Genomic DNA, 22663 nt, shown 5'->3' on the forward strand with positions numbered 1-22663 from the left:
CTCACTACCCGGCGTGTCCAGCCACGACACGCCGGTGCTGAACAGTACGCGGGGAGCTTTCGTACTCTCGGAGCGGACGAAAGGCCCCCGCGTGCCAAAAGAAACAAGACTGGACTTCTGCTACGGAATTCCGGCGCGGGACACCTAGGACGCCGCTTCGAACGTCTCGTGCACCTGCGCGCGCACGGCCACGGACAGCGGCGCGGTCCAGCCGTGCCACCACGTCCTCGTCCTCGACCAGCCGCAGCTCGGCCCGCTGCCGCTGCTCCCACGCGCGCTCCAGGCGGGACAACGCGGCCGCGTCCCGTGCCAGCGCCTCCACCGACTCCGGGTCCTCGTCCTTGGCGAGCTCGCGCACCAGGAACGCCCGCTGCGGGCCACCCTCGTCCTCGCGGGTGCGCACGGCCAGCACCTTGAATCGCGGCCCTGCCGGGAACACGGCCTCCTCGACGACACGTCCGGCGAGCAGCTCGGTCGTGCGCCGGGCGGACACCGGCCAGATCAGCAGGTCGAGACCGGCGGCCGCGGTGGTGATGTCGAGTTGGGTGCTCGCGTCGAGGAAGCCGGGCTCCCACAGGATCGCGCCCTTGTCCGCGTCGTGCTGGTTCATCTGGCGCAGCACGACTTTGCGATGCGTCGGCAGCCGTCGCAACCCGGACACCAGGCACGGCAGGTAGCCGTCGAACTGGTCGAGGCAGGCCCCTCGGCCGAGGTACAGGCAGACGGCGACGAGGTCTGCCTTGGCGTCGGTGCGCAGCATCGGCCGCGCCGACAGGGCGACGTTCACCGAGGCCAGCGGCTCGGTGTAGGCGGATCCGGCGCTCTGGCCGAACAGCGTCTGCTCCGCCGGGGTGCTGGGCCGGTCGACGACGTCGAGCGGTTGCGGTCGGGTGGCGGGCAGGTCGACCACGACGGCATCGGCCGAAGGTGCCGGTGCGGCTTCTGGTGTGGACGACGCTGATACCGGCGCGGGCTTCGGCCTCGAACGCGGGGCAGACACGGTGGTAACCGGAACCGGTGGCGCGGAAGGGATTCCGGCGAGCGGTGAGACAGTTACCGGCGCCAGCCGAGCCGTGATCTCGGCGGTCGGCCATCCAGAACGGCACGCTCGGGACCAATGCGACAGAGGCCGTGTACGGCTCAAATGAGCCGTACACGGCCTCTCCCCCTCACGAGCGGGCTGGGGGTCCCACTCGTCCCGGTCCCACCGCCTCCCTTACGACGGGACCGGGCAGCTTCCTGGCGGTTGCTTGCCGATCGTCAGATTCACGACGGACCCGGCCGCGACCTCCTTGCCCGCCGGCGGGTTGCTGCTCACCACGCGGTCGATGTCACCGCAGGCAGGTGCCGCGACCCCGGTGGTGGTACCGGCCTTCAGGCCCTCCGCGCCGAGTCGTGCCAGCGCCTCGTCGTAGGTGAGGCCGCGCAACCCCGGCACGGCCACAACCGCGGGACCACCGCCGAACCCGCCGCTCCCGTCGGCGATCGCGACGAACACGCCCTTGTTGCCGAAGCCCACGACGTCCGCGGCGCCGTCACCCGTGATGTCCGCCAGGACCCTCGGATGCTGGGCGACCGTCCACCCGCTCTCGGAACCGAAGTCCGCGTTCACCCGGCGGGCCGGGCCGAACGTGCCGTCACCGCGAGACACCGCGGACACCACGCCGTTGGAGCCGAAGCCGACGATGTCCGCGCGGCCGTCGTGCGTGACATCTCCGATCGACGGCGACGGCTGCGACGAGGTGCCGTAACCGGCGCCGTTGTTGTAGCCGAAGTAGCCGACGCCCACGCCGAACGTGGTGAAGGTGCCGCCGCCGGTCGCACGGCCGGTGTAGGTGTTGGCGTCGTAGCCGAAGCGGATCGCGTCGGCGAAGCCGTCACCGGTGATGTCGGCGACGCTGAAGACGGCGTTCGCGGACTGGTCGGCGTTGCTAGTCGACGTCTGCGAGACGCCGTAGGTGCCGTCCGGGCGGGCGATCGCCGACATCGGCACGACAGAGGGGCTGTAGCGGACCGAGAGGATGTCCGGTCGCTTGTCACCGCCGATGTTCGCGAGCTTGAACTGGGTGAAGTCGAAGCGGTCCAGGGTGAACTCGGCGGTCGCGAGGTACGGCAGGGCGAAACCGCCGTCGCCGGTGGCCAGTGAGACGTCCACCCGTCCGTCGGCGAACGCGTAGAGGTCGGCGCGTCCGTCGAGGTTCGCGTCGCCCAGCTGCACGCTCAGCGGGCCCGGCCGCCCGTTGGAACCGAAGATCCCCGCGACGAACCGCATCGGGCCGAAGGACCCGTCCCCCTTGCCCACCGCGGTCCACACGCCGTCGGGCCCGGACCCCACCAGGTCCGCGAAGCCGTCCCCGGTGATGTCCGCGACCCAGCGCGGATGCTTGCCGATCCGCCAGCCGGAGTTGTAGCCATAGCCCCCGAGGACGAACTTGGGTGGGGCGAAACCGCCGCCTCCCAGTGCGATCGACGTCCACACGCCGTCGTCGCCGAACGCGACGATGTCGGCCTTGCCGTCGCGCGTGACGTCCACGAGCGTGCGGATGTGCCGGTCGGTTCGCCACCCCTGGTCGTACCCGAACGCCGCCAGCGCGTACTTCGCGGTCGGAACGGGCGCCGCGGCCGCCGGTGCCGCGGGCAGCAGACCCGCGAGCACCACGGCGACGGCACCCACCGCGCGTCTCCACGCATTGCGCCTCAAAGCATTGCCCCCTAAAGCAAATCCTGTTCGACGGTTCACGATCTGAGGCGTTCCACCCCGTTCCACCTCAGTTCCACGCGTCTGCTTGGGTGTGCGGCGTGACGCCCGAGTCGTTGTTGGCAGCAGGCACCCGAGCGCTGGCGGAGAACGGGGACCTGCGCACCAGCCGGGAACGGTTCGCCGAGGCCTACGAGGCCGCCCAACGCGCCGGTGACGTGCACACGCTCGTCGCGGCGGCACTCGGCGCCGGTGGCGTGTGGGTGCACGAGCACCGCACCGCCGCCGAGGCGGAGCTGGTGCGGTCGCGGATCAGGCACGCGCTCACGCTGGTGGAACCGAAGTCCGCCATCGCGTTGCGACTGCGGCTGCGTCTCACCGCCGAAAGCGACTACCAGGCCAACGAGCACTCGAACGTCCTCGGACTGCTCGACGAGGCCCGGCAGGTCGCCGACCCGGTCGTCCGCGTGGAGGCACTCAGCCTCGCGCACCACTGCGTCCTCGGGCCGGGCCACGTGGAGCTGCGCAAGGAACTCGCCGCGGAGATGATCACCGAGAGCCTGCGCAGCGGACGCCAGGGCGACCTGATGATGGCGTTGCTGTGGCAGGTGGTCGACCACTTCCTCGCCGCCGACCCGCACGCCGTCCGCCGTCTCACAGATCTACAGGAGCGGCTCAAGCACGAGGATCACCTCGCCGTGCGGTTCGTGGTGAGCGCGGTCGAGGTGATGCTCGCGATCCGCGACGGCCGGTTCGCCGAGGCCGAGCAGCTGGCGGGAGCGAGCGCCCAGCTCGGTGCCGAGGTCGGCGACGTGGACGCCACCGCCTGGTACGGAGCCCAGCTCTGCGCGATCCGCTGGTACCAGGGCCGCACGGCGGAGCTGTTCCCGCTGCTCGACCACCTGGTGCACTCGCCGACCCTGAGCACGGTCGACAACTCGTTCTTCGCCGCGCTCGCGGTCGCCGCCGCGTTGTCCGGCGACCGGCGCAAGGCCCAGGGCGCCCTCGCGATGCTGTGCAGGCACGGGCTCGCGTCGCTGCCCCGTTCCAGCACGTGGCTCGTGACGATGAGCGGGGTGGCGGACGCGGCGCACCTGCTCGGTGACGCCGACGTCGCCCGCGAGGTCTACGAGATCCTGCTGCCGTTCGCGCGGCTGCCGTTGATGGCGAGCCTCGCCGTCACGTGCTTCGGCTCTGCGGAGCACCCGCTCGGGCTCGCGGCGCTGACGTTCGGCGACGTCGATCTGGCGGTGGCGCACCTCAAATCCGCGGTGCGCGACAACCTGGCGCTCGGGCACTGGCCCGCGGTGCTGTCGTCACGGCGGAAGTACGCGGAGGCGCTGGAACGGGCGGGCGAGGTCGAGGAAGCACGCCGCCAGCTCGCCACCTGTGCCCAGGAGGCCGCGGAACTCGGTGTCGCGGCACCTCCCGACGCGGAGCTGTCGGTGCGGCGCGAGGGCAGGAAATGGCTCGTCCGCCTCGGCGGCCGGAGCGTCCTCGTCGACGGCGGGATCGGCATGGCGCACCTCGCGGTACTCGTCGCCAACCCCGGCAGGGAGATCGACGCGGCGGAGCTCGTCGCGGGCACGAACGCGCTCACCGGAGACGTCACGGCGCAGGACCGGCTCGACCCGGAAGCGTTGCGGCAGTACCGGAACAGGCTCGCGGAGCTGCGTGAACGCGATCTCGGCGAGGCCGAGCGGGCAGAGCACGACTGGCTCGCGGGCGAGATCGCGGCGGCCACCGGGCTGGGCGGCAGACCCCGGTCGTTCCCCGACTCCGGGGAACGTGCCCGAATCGCTGTGGGCAAGGCGATCCGGCGCGCGGTGACCGCACTGGCGTCGGCCGACCCGATGATCGGCGACCACGTGCGCGACCACGTCCGAACGGGCAGGCGGTGCAGCTACACACCCGCGCCGTGAGCCGCTTTGCCGCTCCAGCAACGGAAATCGCACAATATTGGTCAGTGATGAACAACGGTCACACCCTCAAGCCAAGCCTAAGAGCAAGCTCCAATCCGGTGTGATTTAGAACACGGAAAGTTTGAGTCAAGAGCCGTCCCGCCGGTGTGAACAAAGATCCGATGCCCGAACGGGCAGATGGCCGAGAGCGCTTCCACGACCTGGGAAAACGATCTTCCTGATCACCGGTCACCCCTGGGCCGGGCGCCCGTTTCCGTGCACGGCAAGGGATTGTGAACAGTGGATCTCAATTGGTCACCCGTGAACCGGAATACGAGATTTCTCCCTAAAGCTACTTGATACTGCACACATGTACATCGTCGGTGACAACGATGCCGTCCCGCTGCGCGACACGGTCAGCTCGGGTGAGGTGCAACTCGACCCGGCCGCGGGCGAGGAGCTCCGCAAGCAGTTCCAGGCTCAGATCGACCAAGTCGACTCGTGGATCGAACGCGCCAACCACAGCATCGCCCTTCCCGCGCCGCTGGGCGCCAACCCGGTCGGCGACGCCATGCGGGAGAAGTTCACCCAGCGGGCCGAGGGTGAGCAGGACTCGTTCGTCAGCGTCATGACCGCGTACCGCACAGTGCTGGAGCAGACGAAGAACTCGATCGTCGAGGCGATCGAGAACTTCACCCGCCTCGACGAGGAAAAGCAAGCCGAACTGAAGAAAATCATGAACAGCTGATCCCGGCTCGGATCCAGCTGACTCCACCGACGCGAGAGGCGAGCCGGTCATGCCCCCCGAGACCGACCCCAGCGAGTTCGAGAACAAGCCCGTCCTCACGGACCCCCAGAACTGGGCGTCGCGCTCACACCAAGAGCTCTACGCCGCTGTGCACACCAACAACGACCCCGGTCAGGCCGGCCAGATCAGCTCCGAGTGGGGCAAGTACGGCTCCGAGCTGACCGAGGCCGCTCGCACCATCAACGCCGTCATCACCGCGTCGGAGTCCAAGTGGACGGGCGGTGCCGCCGAAGCCGCCCGCGACGCGATGAAGAAGCTCGGCGACTGGGTCGACGAGACCGCCCGCACGGCCGTCGACGTCGGCAAGAAGGTCTCCGAGCAGGGCAACGTCATGGAGGCCGCGCGGGCGCAGATGCCCGCGCCCGTCCAGTTCGACTGGGCCAAGGTCGCCACGGTCCTCGCCGGGCCGGGCACGCCCGCCTTCGTGATGGCGGCCGCTGACATCGCTGTCACCAACGCGAAGGCGCGTGCGGCGCACGACCAGGCGATCGCCGTGATGACCAACATGGAGGCCAACTCCCGGCAGATCGACACGTCGACGCCGACCTTCAAACCGCCGTTCAACCCGACCACCGGCAAGGTCGAGGAGCCGGTCTTGGCGACGCGGCGCCTGGCTCCCGTGAGCACGCTCAGGGGCGCGGACGCGCTGACGTCCACGCACCCGCAGGGCGCCGGTGCAGGCACCGCGACCGCTCCGACCGGCACCGCGCTCTCGCCGGGCGCCGTTCCGCCGGGCGCCGGCTCCTACACTCCCGCTGCCGCCGCGATGCCGGCTGGTGGCTCCTACGCTCCCGACGCCGCCGCAATGCCGACCGGTGGCTCCTACACACCCGCCGCCGCCGCGACTCCGGCCGGTGGCTCCGGAGGCGGTAGCTGGGCCACGCCTCCCCCGCCGATCCGGCCGGACCTCACGGCCGCGGCGGCCGCGACGTACACGCCGCAGCCTTCCTCGTACACGCCGCAGTCCTTCTCGGGTGGTGGCGGCAACACCTACACCAGTGGCACCGACTACAAGCCGCAGTTCTCCGGTGGTGGCACGCCCTATCCCGGCGCAGGACCGATCAACAGGCCCGGCTCGACGCCGCGGCCGAACGTGACCACGCCGAAACCGACGATCCCACCCGGCCTCAACGATCCGAACACCTACCTCCCCAAGGACACGAACCTGCCCAAGGGCATGACTCCTGGAGTCACCGGTGGCGGCGGCGGTGGCGGCGGCGGTGCTGCAGCTGGTGGTGGCGCCGGTGCCGCGGCCGCCGCGGCGGCGGCCATGAAGGGCGGCGCCGGCGGTTTCGGTGGCGGTTTCGGCGGCGCCGGTGCCGCGGGTGGCGGCGGCGCGATGCAGTCCGGTGGTGCGGCAGGTGTGGCTCAGGGTGGCCGCGCGATGCCCACGGGCATGACGCTGCCCGGTGCCTCCGCCGCGGCGGGCAGCGCGGCGGGCGGGGCCGGGATGGGCGCGGGTGCCGGTGCCGCCGGCGGCCGCGGCGGCGAGGACAAGGAACGCAAGTCCGCCAGCTACATCATGGGCGGCGACCTGTTCGAGGTGCCGGGCGAGAACCTGCCGCCGTCGGTGATCGGTGGCACCAAGCCGAAGAAGCAGAAGGGGCCCGAGCAGTCTTGATCACGCCCGAGTACCTGCTGTCGCCGCGCGAGTTCGACGTGCTGTGGCACACCCTGCGCCTCGGCCGCATGCCCTACCCGCTCGACGTGCCCACCGAGGGCGCGACCGAGTCGGAACGCAAGGCGCTGCAGGAACAGACGCTTGCAGGGCTGCGCGAACGGGGTCTGGCGGACGACGAACAGCTCGAGGACTACCTGCGCCTGCTCGACGACCACGAGGTGTCCGTGGACGCCGTCGCTGGCCTCGACCGGCTCGTCCGCGCGCTCGCCGCGTCGAACGGCGACCTGGCCGTGCTGGCGATCATCGACGACGGCCGCGTCGGCCTGACGGGCATCAGGCCGACCGGCCTCGCGCGCGAGATCGTCGAGGTGCTGCCCGACGGCAAGCCCGGGCCGGGCACCGCCCTCTCCGTGCGGCTGCAGGCGCTCGTCGACGCCGTGGCGCTGCAGGAGGCGGACGACGAGGAGTCGGAGGACCCGTGGGGTGCGGCCGATGACGAGCTCGACGACAAAAAGGCGCTGCAGCGGTCTGGTCTGTCCCCTCAGGACGCGGCGCAGGTGGGTGAGCTGACCGCGAACCGCGTCGCGGGCGGCCAGTTCGGCGTGACGCACGGCCGGCAACGTGCCGACGTGGTCATCAACTGGTTCGACACCCACCAGGGCCGCTATCTGATGGTGAACGCGAACGGCTGGCTGAGCCTCTCGCCCACAGACAACGATCGCATCGCAACTCGAATCAACGCCGTGCTGGCATGAGAGGGAATTTCGTGGACCCGTTGGGACCAATAGACGCACAGCGGATGGCCGGAGTCGATCCGGACCGCTGGATGCAGGACATGCAGGCGAAGATCGCCGACCTCTCGGTGAAGACGGCTGAACTGCAGGACAACCTGGCGCACTCGTCGGCGACCGCGATGTCGAAGGACCACGCGGTGCGGGTGACGATCGCGCCGACCGGAGCGTTGCAGGGCATCGAGCTGACCGAGCGCGCGGCGGGCATGAGTCCGCAACGACTGCAAGCGTCGATCATGGAGGCCGTCGGCAAGGCGCAGCGCGCCGCCTCGGAGAAGATGCTCGAGGCGTTCCAGCCGCTCGGCGCGGGCACCGAGTCGATGAACCTGGTGATGTCCTACCTCCCGCCGGCCGTGGAGGAAGAGGAGGACGACCACGACCCGTACGCGGCCGCCGTGGACGAGCACGAGCCGCCGTCCGCGCCCGCTCCGCCCCGGCCGCCGGCCCCTTCCTGGGGCGCCGCACCGCCTCCCGCACCTCCAGCACCTCCCGCACCTCCCGCCCGGCGACCCCGCCCGGCGAACGACGACATGGACGAGGACAACAACCCGTGGTGATCTCAACTGACCGAGGGAGGCGCCGATGACCAGCGGTGGGCAGTTCACGGTCGCCCCGGAAGATCTCCGGACGTTCGCAACGCACGTGCAGTCGATCGCCGACCAGCTCGGATCGTCGAAGAGCGTCATCGACAGCGTCAAATACACCCCCACGGTGTGGGGCATCGTCGGCGGGCTCTTCTACATCGCCGTCGACAAGAACTTGAGGGACGCCTCGTCGTGCATCGGGAAGTACGAGGCGAGTCTGCACGAGGCCGCGAAGAACACGAAGCAGACCGCGGACACGTACGCCGGTACTGAAGAGGGCAACGCCAACACCTTCAGCGGGAGGGCGTGATGGCTCGGGGACTCACCCTGACTCCCGGCTTCGGCGAAGGTACCGAGTGGACGGACGGCTTCTCCGGCGCCGGCATGGTCGACACCGTGGCCGGTCTGACGAAGGCCGTGCAGGACAAGAACGACGCGGCGATCGCCGCGTACAGCGTCGGTCTCGCGTTCGACGTCGTCGGTGCCGCCCTGAACCCGCTGGGCGCGGTCATCGGTGCCGGTGTCGGCTGGCTGATCGACCACATCTTCTTCCTGCGTGAACCGCTCGACCTGCTGATGGGCGACAACATCGCCATCCGGCAGGAGACCGCGAAGATCACCGACGAAGCCAAGAAGTACGACGAGTTCGCCACCGCGCACGTGGCGGCTCTGAAGAAGCTGGACGGCTGGGCCGGCGAGGCGGCCGACAGCTTCCGCAAGATCATGCTCCAGGTCGGCAAGGAGCTCCAGGCCGTCGGCGAGGCGATGAACGCCGCCGGCAAGATCATGGGCACGATGGGCGCCTGCGTGACCGCGACCAGGTCCCTGGTCCGCGACATCATCGCCATGGTGGTCGGCAACCTGATCGGTGGCGCGCTGGTGGCCGCCGGCCTGGCGCCGATCACGTTCGGTGCGTCGATCGTCGCGTTCATCGGTACCGCGGTCGCCACCGCTCTGCAGGCTCTCAGCCGGATCCTGAACCACATCACCAAGCTCAAGGGGTTCCTGACCGGCGCCGCGAAGTCCACCGACGAGCTCGGTTCGGCGCTGGCGAAGATGGGCGACAACACCGCCGCCGCCGGCAAGGGTGGCGGTTCGGCCACCGTGCCGACCCCGCCGCCGGTCAAGGGCCCGGCAGGAGACGCGCCGACCATCAAGGGCGGCGACGGACCCTCCGGCGGCGGTGCGCCGCCGCCGAGCGGCCCGCCGGTGTCGAAGCCGCCGGAGCCCAATGGCGGGGGCGCCGCCGGTGGTGGCGGCAAGACGGGCACGCCTGACGGCCCACCGGTGACGAAGCCACCGGAGCCCAATGGCGGAGGTGCCGCAGGCGGCGCGGGCAAGACGGACACGACGCCCGACGGCCCACCGGTGACGAAACCACCGGAGACCGGTGGGGGCTCGACGAGCACGTCGGGGGTGACCCCACCGCCGATCAACACCAACGTCAAGCCGCCGCAGGACATCCCGCTGCCCCCGTCACCCGGTGCCGGATCACCGCGGCCACCGCAGGACATCCCGCTGCCCCCGTCACCGGGTGCCGGATCACCGCGACCGCCGCAGGACATCCCGCTGCCCCCGTCACCGACCGGTGGACCGAAGCCGTCGGGCGGAGGTGGTGGCTCGACGAGCACGTCGGGGGTGACCCCACCGCCGATCAACACCAACGTCAAGCCGCCGCAGGACATCCCGCTGCCCCCGTCACCCGGTGCCGGATCACCGCGGCCACCGCAGGACATCCCGCTGCCCCCGTCACCGGGTGCCGGATCACCGCGACCGCCGCAGGACATCCCGCTGCCCCCGTCACCGACCGGTGGACCGAAGCCGCCGGACGCCACCGCGCCCAAGCCACCGGACCCCGCCGCGCCCAAGCCACCGGACCCGAACGCGCCGGGCACGGGCGGCGCGGGCGGCGCCGGCGGTGGCTCCACCCCGTGGAACAAGCTGTCGTGGGCCGAGGTCAAGAACCACATGGACGACTTCAGCAAGTACGGCAAGGACCACCTGGACGACGTGCTCAAGACCAAGTTCGGCAAGACTCCCGAGGAGGCCGCCGGCATCAGCCAGTGGATCAAGAACTTCGAGGAGCTCGCCGCACCGGGTGGCCACTTCATGATCGCCGGAAAGGCGTTCGCGACGGGCACGCTTCTGCACTACGCCCACGAGTTGTGGAAGGAGCTGGCACCCGACACCGCCACCCGGAAGGGGACCGAGGGCTTCATGGGTGACCTGAGGGACTACAACGCACAGCACTGAGGTCGATCACCTCGCGGCAGGTCTGCTGGTCGGAGTCGGCGCGGAACTCCCGCGCCGGCTCCGGCCAGTGCTGGTTGGCGCCCAGGCCCAGGTCGCCGTGGAGCTCGACCTGGCCGTGGTGAACGGTCAGGTGACCTACCGCCCCCGGCAGTGATGCTTTAGCTTGAGGGATGTGAACGAGTTCGCGGAAGCGCTCCGAACGGCGATCACGAATCGCGGTCTCGGTCTGGAGCGCCTCCGCGAACACCTCTCGCAGCACGGCGTGTCCGTCTCGATGGCGACGCTGAGCTACTGGCAGACCGGCCGCAGCCGGCCGGAGCGCCAGAAGTCCCTGCAGGCCGTCGTCCACTTGGAACACATCCTGCAGGTGCCGCCCGGCCACCTCTCCGAGCTCCTCGGGTCGTCCCGGCCGCGTGGCCGGTGGCTGCGCAGGGCTCCTGAGTTCTGGCCGGAGCCGTCCTGCGTGGAGCACGCGCTGCTCGACCTGGAGACGCGGTGGGACGACCAGCTGATCCGGGTGAGCCAGCAGGACTTCGTGACCATCGGGGCAGACCGGAGCGAGCGGTCCTTCCGGTCGCGCCAGGTGCTGTCCGCGGCGATGGACGGGCCCGACCGGTGGGTCGTGATCATGCACAGCGACGAGTACGACCGGCCACTGCCCGAGGTGCGCACGTTGCGCAACTGCCGGATCGGGCAGCTGGTGCGCGACGAGGAACAGGGTTTCCTGGTCGCCGAACTGCTGTTCGACCGCGTGCTGCGCAAGGGTGAGAGCATCGTGGTCGAGCACGAGCTCGTCAACTCCGAGCTGAGCCCGCTAGCCTTCAGCTACGAGCGCAAGTTCCGGCTGCCCACGCGAGAGTACGTGCTGGAGGTGACCTTCGAGGGGGCGCCACCGGCCTCGGTCGTCCAGCTCGCCGACAACTCGCGCGTGGAGCCTAGCCAGACCCTGCTGGACGTCGCACTGGACGTGCAGCCGGGGATTCGCGGGTTTCGCTGGGACTGGTGAGGGTCACGTCCTGGCGCTGAACCCGCGCGATGACGGGACCAGCGCGGCAGCGGCGGGAGCCGCGAGGCAGATCAGCGCACAGCCACCGAGCACGACGCCCACACCGAGCTGGTCGACCGCCGGCGCGACGAGGGCCAGGCCGACCGGCGCGAGCCCGTACGACAGCAGGAAGTCCAAAGAGGACACACGGGCGAGCTTGGCAGGCTCGACCTCGCGCTGGGTCGCGGTGAACCACGGCACGTTGAACAGCTCGATGCCGATTCCCGCGACGGCGTAGGCGGCGACCACGACGACGAGGTGCACCGGCAGCAACAGGCTCAACGGGATGAGCGCGTAGCAGCCGAGTCCGGCCAGCGCCGCCCATCCGGCCGCACGCGGCCGCCAGCGGGCGATCAGCACCGCGCCCGCGAGTGCGCCGAGGGTGTGCGCGGTCGTCGCGGCCGCCAGCACCGCCTCCGTGTGGTACCGATCCCTGCTCACGACCGGCAGCAGAACGGCAGACGCCGAGTAGCCGGTGGCGATCACCACGCTCAACGCGCCGAGCCCGGCGAGGAACCACGGGTGGCGGCGGGCCTCCCTGATGCCTTCGACGAAATCGGCGACGAAACCCGTTCGAGTGGAGCCCGGATGCGGCTTGCCCGCCCCCGCCGGTGGCACCAGCGCCGCGCACAGCCACACCACCCCCGTCACCGCCAGCAGCGTGCGGGCGTCCACGAGCACCGCGGCGAGCGCGGCGAGGCTGGGCCCGACCAACGTCGTCACCCGCACGGCCAGCGTGGTCGCCGCGTTGGCCTGCTGTCGTTGCGACTCCGGCACCACCTCGGCCACGAGCGCCTGGAACGCGGGCCGGCACGCGCCCTGGCCCGCTCCGACGATCGCGGCGGCGACGGCCATCAGCACCAGGGACCTGCCCATGCCCGTGGCGATGACCGGTGTCGTGACCGCGGCCGTCACGCAGGACCAGAAGACCACACGACGGCGGGGATACCGGTCAGCGAGCACACCGGCGACGGGAACCGCGGCGAGGAATCCCGCTGTTCTGGTGGCCAGCACGACACCCAGCTCGACGGCGGTGATCGAGCGTTCGAGCACGGCCAGGCCCAGCACGAACGGCAGGGCCCACATCGCGAGCCCCGACGCGGTCGTGCCTGTCCACAAGCGCACGAACGACACGCTCCGGAAGACGGACTGTGACTGCGTTTTCTCGGTCACTTGGCTCACTCCGGCACTGTTCGACAGCTGGCCTGAAGACCAAGATCTCATCCAAGCGTCGCCCGCGGAACCGTTTCTCCGTCAGCCGGAATCGTCCGCACAACACAACGGACGGGCACACCCCGCGCCACGCGGATGTGCCCGTCCGTTGTGGACAGTCGTCAGCCGATCTTCTCGATCTTGGCGTTGCGGATCAGGAACTTGCCGGGCTCACGCACCTGTTCGAAGGCGGCGTTGTTCAGCAGCGCGCAGCTGCCGGACACCGAGGCCACCTTCACGGTGGTGGACTTGTTGTTGTCCAGGTTGGTCACCTTCAGCGTGGTGCCGATCGGGAACTCGCCGCTCGACGCGGCGGGCGCGCCGCCCTCACCGGACAGCGTGACCGTCGAACCCTTGCAGACCTGCTGGCCGGACGCGCCGCCGGTGTTGCCCTGGTTCGCGTCGGGCTTCTGGGGCTGAGCCGTGTTCTGGCCCTGGTTGGCGTTGCCCTGGTTGGCGTTGCCCTGCGCCGCGCCGCCGTCACCCTTGCAGCCCGCCGCCTTGCGTCGCTGCTGGATGAGGTCGACCACGGCCTGCCGGTTCGCGATGCGGGCCTCGGACTGCGCGTCCGGGTTGGCCTTCTGGCCCGCGATGAAGTTGAGGTTGTTCTGCAGCGCCTTGTCCAGCCCGCCGCAGTCCTCTCCGGACGTGGCGGCCTGGCCCTTCTCGGCCTTCGCCTCGACCTTGCTGCCGCAGCCGGCCGCCTGACGCCGCTGGTTGATCAGGTTGACCACCGCCTGCCGGTTGGCGATGCGAGCGTCCGACTGAGCGTCGGGGTTCGCCTGCTGCCCGGCGATGAAGTTCAGGTTGTTCTGCAGGGCCTTGTCCAGACCGCCGCAGTCCTCAGCCGCGTTCGAGTCGGTGCCGCTGAAGGCGAAGAAGCCACCGGCGACAGCAGCGACCGCGAGCATGGCGCCCGCGCCGATCATGGCGGGCTTGCGGTGTCGAGCGCCCATTCGATTCTCCTCGGGGGTCGATCGGTGTTGTACCGATGACTACGGGGAGGTCACGGACGGGGTTCAAATCGGACTAGACCACATGGGTTTTTAAATGCGTTTAAGGTTTTGCGGCGTTCGTGATCTTGCTGGTCAGAGCCGGTTTTCCCGATGGTGACCGCGGTTCGGTTCGTGAATCGTGAACAGACCGAGCGGGGCCGCCCCGACAGGCGGAGCGGGGTGGTCGGCACCTCTGCCGTTCGACGGCGTTCGACGCGGGCCGGCTTCGCCGTTCGACAGCTACACGTGACCTGGCGCGTTCCGCGACGGCAGCCGGGGAACCACCGCCGGGGAACTGAGCAGGCGCCGGGGCTGATCGTGGGCCCGGCGTTCCCACCAGCGACCGTTGGTGTCGAAGAAAACTATGGTCGGGTAGTACAGCGCCGCCGTCTCGTCGACCTGGTGCCCCTCCGGCCAGGTGAGGGAAATCGGCGGGGTGGTCACCGTCTGCCCCGGCCCGATGGCACCCAGCACGTACGGTTCGGCCGAGCCGTCGATCGACCAGCCGATGGAATGCGTCTCGCCGAACCGTCCGACGACGTCGACGACCCGCACACTGGTCACCGGGCAGTTTCCGTAATTCGAATAGCTGATGGTCAGGTGTGGTGGATTCGACGCGCGGAAACCGGAGACCAGCCGCGCGTGCATTGCCTCGTTGTCCCGGCGTTCCGCATCTCGGTACCGGCCGTCACGAATCGCGATCCAGGCCGCCACGACGACCGCCAAAAGCGTGCCCGCGGCACCGATCACCTGACCCCACGCCGCGAAGACGTCGGCGTTGACCGGGCCGAAGAACCACACCTGCGAGCCCGCATCAGCGAGGACGACCATGTCCTGAACACTGCCGGAGCACCCAGGTCACCGCAATCGGTTGAACGGTGCCGATCGCCTGGCTACATCCGGTCCAGCGGACAGCGGATCAGGCCTCCGCGGCCTGCTTCAACCGCTCCAGCGTCGCCTCGATGTTGCGCTGGTTCGTCACGGCGCGGTCCTTCACCCCGGTCGCCAGCACCGTGATCGGCTTGTACCAGGCAGGCCGCCGGTCCCAGGTGGACTCGGTGACACGACAGCCGGAAGGAGTCTCCTCGATGTCGTACTGCCACCGCGACACCGCCATGCCGAGCGACTTCACCTCGAACGCGAACCGCGAAACCGAGCAGTCGGTGACCGTGGAGACCGTCGGCCACACCCGCCATCCGCGCCGGTTCACCCCGCGGAACCGGGCTCCCACGGAAGGGCCGGCGGCACCGAGCCACCGGCCTCCCGCGTACTCCTCTGCGACGCCACCCAGCCTGTGCAGGTCGCTGATCAGCTCGAACACCCGCTGCGGCGAGGCCGCCACGTCAACGTGCGCGGAAGCGTCAGGCGTCATGCCGCAGAACTTACTACGAGTAGGGTCCGTTACGACAGCTCACGGACGGGCGTGCCACGGAGAAAGGCGTGGATGTCCTCGACGGCTTCGGTGAAGTACGTGCGGTAGTTCGTGGCCGTGACGTAGCCGAGGTGCGGGGTCGCCAGCACGTTCGGCAACGTCCTGAGCTCGTCGTTCAGCGGCAGCGGCTCGATCTCGAAGACGTCGAGGCCCACGCCGGCGATCCGGCGTTCCCGCAACGCCTCCAGCAGTGCGGCGTTGTCCACGATGGCCGCGCGCGAGGTGTTGATCAGGAACGACGTGGGCTTCATCGTCGCGAGCGCGGCGGCGTCGACCAGGCCCCGGCTGCGGTCGCCGAGTACAAGGTGGACGGACGCGAAGTCCGACTGGCCGAGCAGGTCGTGCAAGGAGGACGCGAGGCGCACGCCCTCGGCCTCCGTGCGCTCGGCCTTCAGGTTCTGGCTCCACGCCACGACGTCCATGCCGAACGCCTTGCCGATGCGGCCGACGGCCTTGCCGAGGTGACCGAAGCCGACGAGGCCGAGGGTGGCACCGGCGAGGTCGACTCCGACGGTGCTCTGCCACGGTCCCCCGTCGTGGAAGGCCGCGTTCTCGACGGCGATGTGCCGGGCGAGGCCGAGGATGAGTGCCCAGGTCAGCTCGGTCGGCGGGGTCTTCGCGCTGCCGGTGCCGCAGACCGTGACGCCGTGTGCCTTGGCGGCGTCGAGGTCGATCGAGGCGTTGCGCATGCCGCTGGTGATCAGCAGTCGCAGCTTCGGCAGCCGGGCGAACAGCTCAGCGGTGAACGGCGTGCGCTCGCGCATGATCACGACGCACTCGGCGTCGGCCAGCGCGTCCGCCGGGTCGTCGAGGTGCTCGCGCAGCACCGTCACGTCGAGGCCCGACCAGTCCGCGTTCGCGAGAGCCACACCCTGGTAGTCGTCCAGCACCACACACCTCATGGGGTGATCATGTCAGAGTGGTGGCATGGGGGACTTCCACCTGGCACAGGCCAACATCTCGACCGGGCTCTGGCCGTTCGACCACTGGCGGATGCGCGGGTTCGCGAGCAGGGTCGACCCGATCAACGAGCTGGCGCACCAGGCGCCCGGTTTCGTGTGGCGGCCGACGTCGGAGCGGATGATGGAGGACCTGCGCCGGCTGGGGCGCGACCCGATGCTGGAGGCGTTCAACCTCAGCGTGTGGGAGTCGGTCGAGTCGTTGTGGGCCTTCACGTTCGGCGGCATCCACCTGGAGGCGGTGCAGCGCAGCGCGAAGTGGTTCGACCCGGCCACCGCCCTCGACGTGATGTGGTGGGTACCCGCCGGGTATCAGCCGACGACCGAGGAAGGGCTCGCGAAGCTCGACCTGGTCCGGCGGGAAGGCCCGACGCCGGAGGGGTTCACGTTCCAGCGGAGGTTCCCGGCGCCAGAGCCTCTCTGACGACGATCTCCATTGGCGGCCGCGGATCGATCTCCTCACTTCGCTTTCACGGCAGCGGGTTCCGCGGTGTTGGCGTGGATCGGGTTCGCCGGCTCTCGCCGCCGCGGTGATCAGCAGTTGGGGTGCGTGACCTTGCCGGCGAAGCGATCACCGAGCCAGTTCAGGGCATTGGAACCCCACGCGCTGACCGCGGCGATGTGAGCGAGCAATGGAAGCGCGGTCCACTGCACGTCAGCACCCAGCGAGCACCACTGTGAACGCAGCTTCTGCCCGACGGCGAACGGAATGAGCTCGTCGATCGTGCCGTGGTAGAGGTATACGGGCGCGGCAGGCTTCACCGACCCGAGCGTGTTCTCCACCAGCCGCTTCTGCCACACCGCGTCCTGGATCACGTCCGGCCGCGTGGTCAGCGAGTTGAGTCGCGTGAACGGTGCCACCAAAGCGATCCGGGCGACGCACGAGTTGCGGATCCGGTCGACGACCTGCTTGCCCCGCTCGTTCAGGACCTCGGCCAGCGGCAGTTCGGGATAGGCCGCGGCGTACCCCGCCGCCGCCGCGAAAGCCAGGCCCGAACCGGCGTTGCCGTCGTTGAACTTCGCGACCGCGTTGGCGTCGGCCGGCACACCACCGGCCGCGGCACCGACGACGTTCAGCTCTGGCGCATAGGCCTTCCACTGCTCAGCAGCTGCCGACGCGGCCTGACCACCTTGCGAGTAACCGAAAACGCCGACCGGGGCGGCCGCGGACAGGCCGGGGATGTGACTCGCGGCCCGTGCGACGTCGAGCAGCGCCCGGCCTTCCGAACGGGCGACGGCATAGGTGTGATCTCCAGGCGTACCAAGGCCTTCGTAGTCGGTGATCGCGACGGCCCAGCCGTGGAACATGGCCTGCGAGAGGAACGCGATCTCGATCTCGGTGCCGTTCTGCAACTGCTGCGAGGGCGCGCAACGGTCGGCCATGCCCTGCGTGCCCATCGCGTACGCGACGATCGGGCGCGGGCCGTTGGTCCACGGCAGCGGCGAGACCAGGACCATGCCGGACACCACGTTGCCCGTGCCCGTCGCGGACGTCGAGCGGTAGCGGATGTCGTAGGCCTTCACGGGTGCCGGCAGCACCCCCAGGGGCTCCGGATGCCACGCCACCTCCCGACTGCTGACCAGATCGCCCGGTGCGGCCGCGGCGGCGGGCGTGACCAGGGCTGATAACAGGAGAACGGCGGCAAGCACGGTGCGGAACTGCATCGTGGACCCCTTTTTGGTAACCGGCGTTACCGCAATGTAGGGCCGAACGTCGTAACGTCGCAAGAGCCTCTTCGGGTTTACGGATTCACAGCGAGGAACAGGAAGGCCGCCAGCAGCACCAGGTGCACACCGCCCTGGAGCCGGGTGGCGCGGCCGGGCACGACGGTCAGCACGCTGACGAGAACCGTGAGCAGCAGCAGGACCATCTGCATCGGGCCGAGGCCGAGCATCAACGGTCCGTCGAGCCACACGGTGGCGAGCGAGATCGTCGGGATCGTGAGGCCGATGCTCGCGATCGCCGAGCCGTAGCCGAGGTTGAGGCTGGTCTGGATGCGGTCGCGCAACGCGGCTCGGGAGGCGGCGATGGTCTCGGGCAGCAGCACCAGCAGCGCGATGACGACGCCGACGAACGACTGCGGGAAACCGGCGGCCCGCACACCGGCCTCGATCGCCGGTGACTCGATCTTCGCGAGGCCGACCACCGCGACGAGGGCGACGAGCAGCAGTCCGAGCGAGGCCAGCGCGGCCTTCCCGGACGGCGCCTCGGCGTGTTCCTCGGTCTCGATCACGCCGTCCTCGGTGACGGGCAGGAAGAAGTCGCGGTGGCGGACGGTCTGGGTGAACACGAACATCGCGTACAGGGCCAGGGAGGCGAGCGCGGCGAACGCGAGCTGCGGGCCGGAGAACTCGGGGCCGGGCGTGGTCGTGGTGAACGTCGGCAGCACCAGCGTGAGGGTGGCGAGCGTGATCACCGTGGCCAGCGCGCCGCCGCTGCCCTCGGCGTTGAAGAGGGTCGTGCCGTGCTTCAGGGCGCCGAGCAGCAACGCGATGCCGACGATGCCGTTCGTCGTGATCATGACCGCGGCGAACACGGTGTCGCGTGCGAGTGACGACGCCTCGGGGCCGCCGGACACCATCAGCGTGACGATCAGGGCCACCTCGATGATCGTCACCGCGACCGCCAGGACCAGTGATCCGAACGGCTCCCCCACCCGCAGCGCCACGACCTCCGCGTGGTGCACGGCGGCGAGCACCGTGACGGCGAGGACGACGGCGACCAGCGCGACGAGCACCGGTGCGAGGTCACGTCCCCATGCCAGGGCGAGCAGCAGCACGCCGAACACGGGGGCGATGGTCGTCCAGGACAGCAGCGAGAAGCGCGAGGTGGCGGCCATGATCACACCCTCGCACGTCCGGCGGCGCTTCCGCCATTCGGCTCACAACTGATTTCGGTACGAGAAAATGTGCGGCGGAGCGCCCCTGCCGCGCCCCGCCGCACATTATTTCCGGTGCCGTGATCGAACCCTAGAAATCGAAAACAGCACCGGTGTGCGCCAGCATGACGCACGAGTTCGGGTAGGTCTGGACCTCCGAGACGGGCTTGCCCCGCCAGAAGCCGAACATGGTGACCTCGACCGGCGCGTAGATGAACGTGCACGCGCGGTCGTCCGACCGAATGGACTGCAGGTCGGCCCCGGCGGACGCCAGGGTGGCGCAGGCCTGGGCCCTGCGGGGGTGCGAATCGCCTCGTCCGCAGGTCAGGACGGTCGCCTTGAAGGCGTTGTCCTCGACGTCCGAGTACTGCACCGTCAGCACGAGCGCGGTGTTCCCGGCTGCGGCCGGGGCGGCCTGCGCGGTGCCGGCGAACGCGAGAGCTGATACGAACACGATCGCAAAAATGCGGCCGAACATGAAAGCGGTCCTCCTGAGACCTCACAAAAACGGGCCGGTTCTCGGCCGCCGCAGATGTTGCCAGCATGTTTCGTGGCCGCGAAAGGGGCCAGGATTCGTTCACCGATCACATTTGTCTGCTCCGCCGAAAGCGTGATTGGGCCGAATGGATGTGTTCTCCGCCACGCACACGGGGACACAGCTGCCGAGAGACTGTTACGGGACGCTGACAGACACCGTTGCGCGCGGACGTATTATTCGATTCATGTCCAAGACCTCCAGACGCGTCGTGTTCGGCGTGCTGCTGATCGTCACACTCGTGGTTTCAACCGGCGGCGCGCTGGGATACCTGGGCAGATTGACGCTCGTGTTCGACCGGCACCCCGGAAAGCCGCTCGCGATTCTCGAGGAAGTGCCCGGCCCGGCGGACGGACCGAAGTGCGCAATCGACGCCCGCTACCTCGACGAGTCGCCGCAAGGCCTGCGCCCGGAGGTGCTGCAGGCCTGGAAGTCGTTGCGCACCAAGGCCTCTGAGCAGGGCGTTCAGCTCTGCCTGAACGACGGCAAGCGCAGCAGGCAGCAACAGCAGAAGGAGTTCGACGAGGCCGTGCAGAAGTTCGGCACAGCGGAGCTCGCCTCGCGCTATGTCCTGAACCCGCCGGACAGGTCGATGCACGTGCGCGGATTCGCCGTCGACATTCAGCCGATCGAATCGGCGAAATGGGTCGAGAAAAACGGCAGCACCCTCGGCTGGTGCCGCCGTTACGAAAACGAGCAGTGGCATTTCGAGTACAACGCCACCTACTCCACGGGCGGCTGTCCCCCGCTGGAGAAGAGCGCGACCGGCAGCTGAGTGCCCGTGTAAAGGTCTAGACGCCTGGGGTGCGCACGAGGTTGCGCCGACGTAATCTGACAACGTCGATTACCGGATTGGAGTCCGTTCCGTGGCCCGTGCCTACGCCGGTGTGTCACCCGAGCAGCGCAGAGCCGAGCGCCGCGCCCGGTTGCTGCAGGCAGGCCTCGCGCTCTTCACCACCACGGGCTTCGCGGCCACCAAGATCTCCGAGCTGTGCACGGAAGCGGGCGTCTCCACCCGCAACTTCTACGAGGAGTTCGCCTCCAAGGAAGACCTGCTGCGCGAGCTGCACGACCTGATCAACGCCACGGCGTTCGCGGAGGTCCGCACCGCGCTCACGTCGCTGGAGACGGCCGACGTGCGCACGAGGATCGCGACGCTCCTGAACGTGTTCGTGCACGCCGTGACCGCCGACCCCCGTGCGCCGCGCCTCAACTACGTGGAAGCCGTCGGGGTCAACGCGGAGATCGAGCAACAGCACGTGCGGTGGGTGAACACGTGGGCGGAGTTCATCGAGTCGGAGGCGCTGCGGGCGGCGGCCGCGGGAGTGGCACCGCGGCGGTCGTACCGGTTGACGGCGATCGCGCTGGTGGGGGCGATCACCGGGTTGCTGCGGGAGTGGCAGGCGCACGAGCCGCCGCTCGCGGTGGATGAGATCGCCGCGGAGATTCGCGAACTCATGCTGGCGGCGATCACACGCCCGTAGCATCGACCGGATGCGAACGGTGGCCCGGCTCGTCACAGCAGTAGCGGTCGTCATCGGTTACGTGGCAGCACTTCTGGCGATCACGGCAGCCACCGATCTCCGCGAGGCCATCGAGTTCGACGACGCTCCCGCCCACCTGGCCGCCTTCCGCCAGGCCCTCGACCGCGGTGACACCACCCAGGTCTCCGAGGAATACCGGTGGTTCGTCGACCGCACTCCGTCCCGCAGCAGCTCCCGCGCCTCGATCTCGCTCGCGACCGGCTCAGCCGAGACCGGCGAGTTCGACCTCGCCAAACGGTTCGTCGCCGACGTGGACGCGAACATCGAGGAAGACCGCAAGGTCCTCGACGCGGAATCAGCAGCGTCGTGGGGGCGCGCCACACCGTGGCTGGTCATCGGCACAATCTTGGCCGCCATCGCAGTTGTCCTGCGCCGACGACAACGCCAGGCCAACGCCGAGGTCGTCGCACTGGTCAACCATTACGTGCCGCCACGTCCCGCATGGCGGCGTCCGGTGTTCATGGTGGTCACCGGCATCGGCTACACGCTGCTGGTGGTCGGTTTCCTCGCGGTCGTCGCGGCCACGCGCGCCAATGAGCTCCCGTGGGCCGCAAGAGGAGTCGTCCTGGCCGTGGGCGTCATCGCGCTGCCCATTGCCTACTACGTCCTGCGCTACTCACGGCCCCGCTCGGCGAAGGGCGCGGCGGAAACGCTCCGAGACGACTCCCGCAAACCCGTGCTCTACCTGCGCGGTTTCGGCGACGACCCGGACTCGGCGGTCGTGGACGAACTGCCGGGCGCGCTGTCAGCGGGGCTGCTCAGCGTGCACACGCGCGAGGAGCAGCTCATCGGCGCGCTCGGGGCGTTCGGGCCGGTCATCGCCGTGGGACAGCCGGGTGAGCAACTTCCCCAGCTCGGCGCGGCGCGGTTCTACCTGCCGGGCGACGACTGGCAGCCGGGCGTTCTCAAGCTGATGGAGCTGTCGCAGCTGATCGTGTTGCGGCTCGGCGAGGGCGACGGGTTGTGGTGGGAGGTCGACCAGGCGCGGGCGACACAGCCGCCGGGCAAGCTCGTGCTGCTCATGCCCGGTGGCAGGCCCGATCTCGCCGAACGGCTCGACGCGCACCTGCCCACGCCGGCGAAAGTGGCGGTGACCAACGACAAGTGGACGACGGCCGTGGTCGTCTTCGACCAGGACTGGACGCCGCGGGTGCAGCCGGTCGGGCCGTTTCCCGGTGAGCGGAACAAGTACGGCGCCCCGGCCTTCTACGTCGCCAGGGCTATGCAGAAAGCCCTGATGGAGATCGGGGCGCGCCGGCGGGCGATGGGCTACCGGATCAACAGCAGGATGCTCGCGACGATCGGCAAGGTCCTGCTGCTGGTGCCCGGGCTGTTCCTGGTCGTCGGGCTGCTCAGGCTGATCTTCCTGTGGTGAACCGCACCCGTGCCCGCGTCCGTAGTCCCTT

22 protein-coding genes are annotated in these 22663 nt (G+C 69.5%); 12 read left to right on the plus strand and 10 right to left on the minus strand.

The genetic code is table 11. The annotated features are described in order from the left end of the window. Positions 1–4: 4 nt before the first annotated feature. Both JOD27_RS13785 and JOD27_RS13790 read right to left on the minus strand, forming a co-directional pair. On the minus strand, positions 5–1000 hold the full coding sequence (locus JOD27_RS13785; RefSeq protein WP_204762584.1) for a hypothetical protein: 996 nt from the start codon (positions 998–1000) through the stop codon (positions 5–7). 216 nt (positions 1001–1216) lie between these two features. Next, entirely contained in the window at positions 1217–2674 is a 1458-nt protein-coding gene (locus tag JOD27_RS13790; protein ID WP_204762585.1) for an FG-GAP-like repeat-containing protein, read from the minus strand. 125 nt (positions 2675–2799) lie between these two features. On the opposite strand from JOD27_RS13790, the gene JOD27_RS13795 reads away from it, so the two are divergent. The 8 genes from JOD27_RS13795 to JOD27_RS13830 all read left to right on the plus strand — a co-directional run bounded on the left by JOD27_RS13795 (position 2800) and on the right by JOD27_RS13830 (position 11662). Continuing rightward, complete coding sequence (locus JOD27_RS13795) at positions 2800–4620, plus strand: hypothetical protein (protein ID WP_307830113.1); 1821 nt, start codon at positions 2800–2802, stop codon at positions 4618–4620. A gap of 349 nt (positions 4621–4969) precedes the next feature. Then, positions 4970–5347: a hypothetical protein gene (locus tag JOD27_RS13800; RefSeq protein WP_204762587.1), complete on the plus strand. Its 378-nt coding sequence runs from the start codon at positions 4970–4972 to the stop codon at positions 5345–5347. 49 nt (positions 5348–5396) lie between these two features. Beyond that, positions 5397–7028 (plus strand): PPE domain-containing protein, encoded by a 1632-nt coding sequence (locus JOD27_RS45995; protein WP_204762588.1) that lies wholly within the window; start codon positions 5397–5399, stop codon positions 7026–7028. Continuing rightward, the gene (locus JOD27_RS13810; protein WP_204762589.1) at positions 7025–7783 is read left to right on the plus strand and encodes an ESX secretion-associated protein EspG; all 759 of its coding nucleotides are present in this window, start codon (positions 7025–7027) and stop codon (positions 7781–7783) included. The genes JOD27_RS45995 and JOD27_RS13810 overlap by 4 nt, the downstream gene beginning before the upstream one ends. Before the next feature lie 44 nt (positions 7784–7827). Further along, positions 7828–8376, plus strand: a complete 549-nt coding sequence (locus JOD27_RS46000; RefSeq protein WP_204762590.1) for a YbaB/EbfC family nucleoid-associated protein — start codon at positions 7828–7830, stop codon at positions 8374–8376. A 25-nt stretch (positions 8377–8401) separates the two neighbouring features. After that, a complete protein-coding gene (locus tag JOD27_RS13820; protein ID WP_204762591.1) occupies positions 8402–8713 on the plus strand; it encodes a type VII secretion target in 312 nt (103 codons plus the stop codon). Further along, positions 8713–10656 (plus strand): phage tail tape measure protein, encoded by a 1944-nt coding sequence (locus tag JOD27_RS13825; RefSeq protein ID WP_204762592.1) that lies wholly within the window; start codon positions 8713–8715, stop codon positions 10654–10656. The genes JOD27_RS13820 and JOD27_RS13825 overlap by 1 nt, the downstream gene beginning before the upstream one ends. 172 nt (positions 10657–10828) lie before the next feature. Next, complete coding sequence (locus JOD27_RS13830; protein ID WP_307830114.1) at positions 10829–11662, plus strand: XRE family transcriptional regulator; 834 nt, start codon at positions 10829–10831, stop codon at positions 11660–11662. Positions 11663–11665: 3 nt separating this feature from the next. Here JOD27_RS13830 and JOD27_RS13835 read toward each other — a convergent pair whose 3' ends face one another. The 5 genes from JOD27_RS13835 to JOD27_RS13855 all read right to left on the minus strand — a co-directional run bounded on the left by JOD27_RS13835 (position 11666) and on the right by JOD27_RS13855 (position 16242). Further along, positions 11666–12925, minus strand: a complete 1260-nt coding sequence (locus JOD27_RS13835) for an MFS transporter (protein ID WP_204762594.1) — start codon at positions 12923–12925, stop codon at positions 11666–11668. A 110-nt stretch (positions 12926–13035) separates the two neighbouring features. Next, positions 13036–13824 (minus strand): SCO2207 family protein, encoded by a 789-nt coding sequence (locus JOD27_RS13840; RefSeq protein WP_239567121.1) that lies wholly within the window; start codon positions 13822–13824, stop codon positions 13036–13038. A gap of 324 nt (positions 13825–14148) precedes the next feature. Beyond that, positions 14149–14739, minus strand: a complete 591-nt coding sequence (locus tag JOD27_RS13845; protein WP_204762595.1) for a hypothetical protein — start codon at positions 14737–14739, stop codon at positions 14149–14151. An 88-nt stretch (positions 14740–14827) separates the two neighbouring features. Continuing rightward, entirely contained in the window at positions 14828–15280 is a 453-nt protein-coding gene (locus JOD27_RS13850; protein WP_204762596.1) for an SRPBCC family protein, read from the minus strand. 29 nt (positions 15281–15309) lie between these two features. Further along, positions 15310–16242, minus strand: coding sequence for a D-2-hydroxyacid dehydrogenase family protein (locus tag JOD27_RS13855; protein WP_204762597.1), 933 nt, complete (start codon positions 16240–16242; stop codon positions 15310–15312). Positions 16243–16267: 25 nt separating this feature from the next. Here JOD27_RS13855 and JOD27_RS13860 point away from each other — a divergent pair, with 25 nt between their 5' ends. Further along, complete coding sequence (locus JOD27_RS13860) at positions 16268–16723, plus strand: DUF3291 domain-containing protein (RefSeq protein ID WP_204762598.1); 456 nt, start codon at positions 16268–16270, stop codon at positions 16721–16723. Between the two features lie 110 nt (positions 16724–16833). Here the strand turns inward: JOD27_RS13860 and JOD27_RS13865 are convergent, their stop codons facing one another. The 3 genes from JOD27_RS13865 to JOD27_RS13875 form a co-directional block, all read right to left on the minus strand. Continuing rightward, on the minus strand, positions 16834–17964 hold the full coding sequence (locus JOD27_RS13865) for a lipase family protein (RefSeq protein WP_204762599.1): 1131 nt from the start codon (positions 17962–17964) through the stop codon (positions 16834–16836). Between the two features lie 77 nt (positions 17965–18041). Further along, positions 18042–19139 (minus strand): calcium:cation antiporter, encoded by a 1098-nt coding sequence (locus tag JOD27_RS13870; RefSeq protein WP_204762600.1) that lies wholly within the window; start codon positions 19137–19139, stop codon positions 18042–18044. 130 nt (positions 19140–19269) lie between these two features. Beyond that, the gene (locus tag JOD27_RS13875; protein ID WP_204762601.1) at positions 19270–19632 is read right to left on the minus strand and encodes an SSI family serine proteinase inhibitor; all 363 of its coding nucleotides are present in this window, start codon (positions 19630–19632) and stop codon (positions 19270–19272) included. Between the two features lie 301 nt (positions 19633–19933). Between JOD27_RS13875 and JOD27_RS13880 the strand changes: the two genes are divergently transcribed. The 3 genes from JOD27_RS13880 to JOD27_RS13890 all read left to right on the plus strand — a co-directional run bounded on the left by JOD27_RS13880 (position 19934) and on the right by JOD27_RS13890 (position 22632). Continuing rightward, positions 19934–20488 (plus strand): D-alanyl-D-alanine carboxypeptidase family protein, encoded by a 555-nt coding sequence (locus JOD27_RS13880; RefSeq protein ID WP_307830116.1) that lies wholly within the window; start codon positions 19934–19936, stop codon positions 20486–20488. 91 nt (positions 20489–20579) lie between these two features. Then, positions 20580–21197: a TetR/AcrR family transcriptional regulator gene (locus JOD27_RS13885; RefSeq protein WP_204762602.1), complete on the plus strand. Its 618-nt coding sequence runs from the start codon at positions 20580–20582 to the stop codon at positions 21195–21197. 10 nt (positions 21198–21207) lie between these two features. Continuing rightward, complete coding sequence (locus tag JOD27_RS13890; protein ID WP_204762603.1) at positions 21208–22632, plus strand: hypothetical protein; 1425 nt, start codon at positions 21208–21210, stop codon at positions 22630–22632. Positions 22633–22663 lie beyond the last annotated feature (31 nt).

It is taken from the genome of Lentzea nigeriaca (genome assembly GCF_016907955.1).
Taxonomy (GTDB): domain Bacteria; phylum Actinomycetota; class Actinomycetes; order Mycobacteriales; family Pseudonocardiaceae; genus Lentzea; species Lentzea nigeriaca.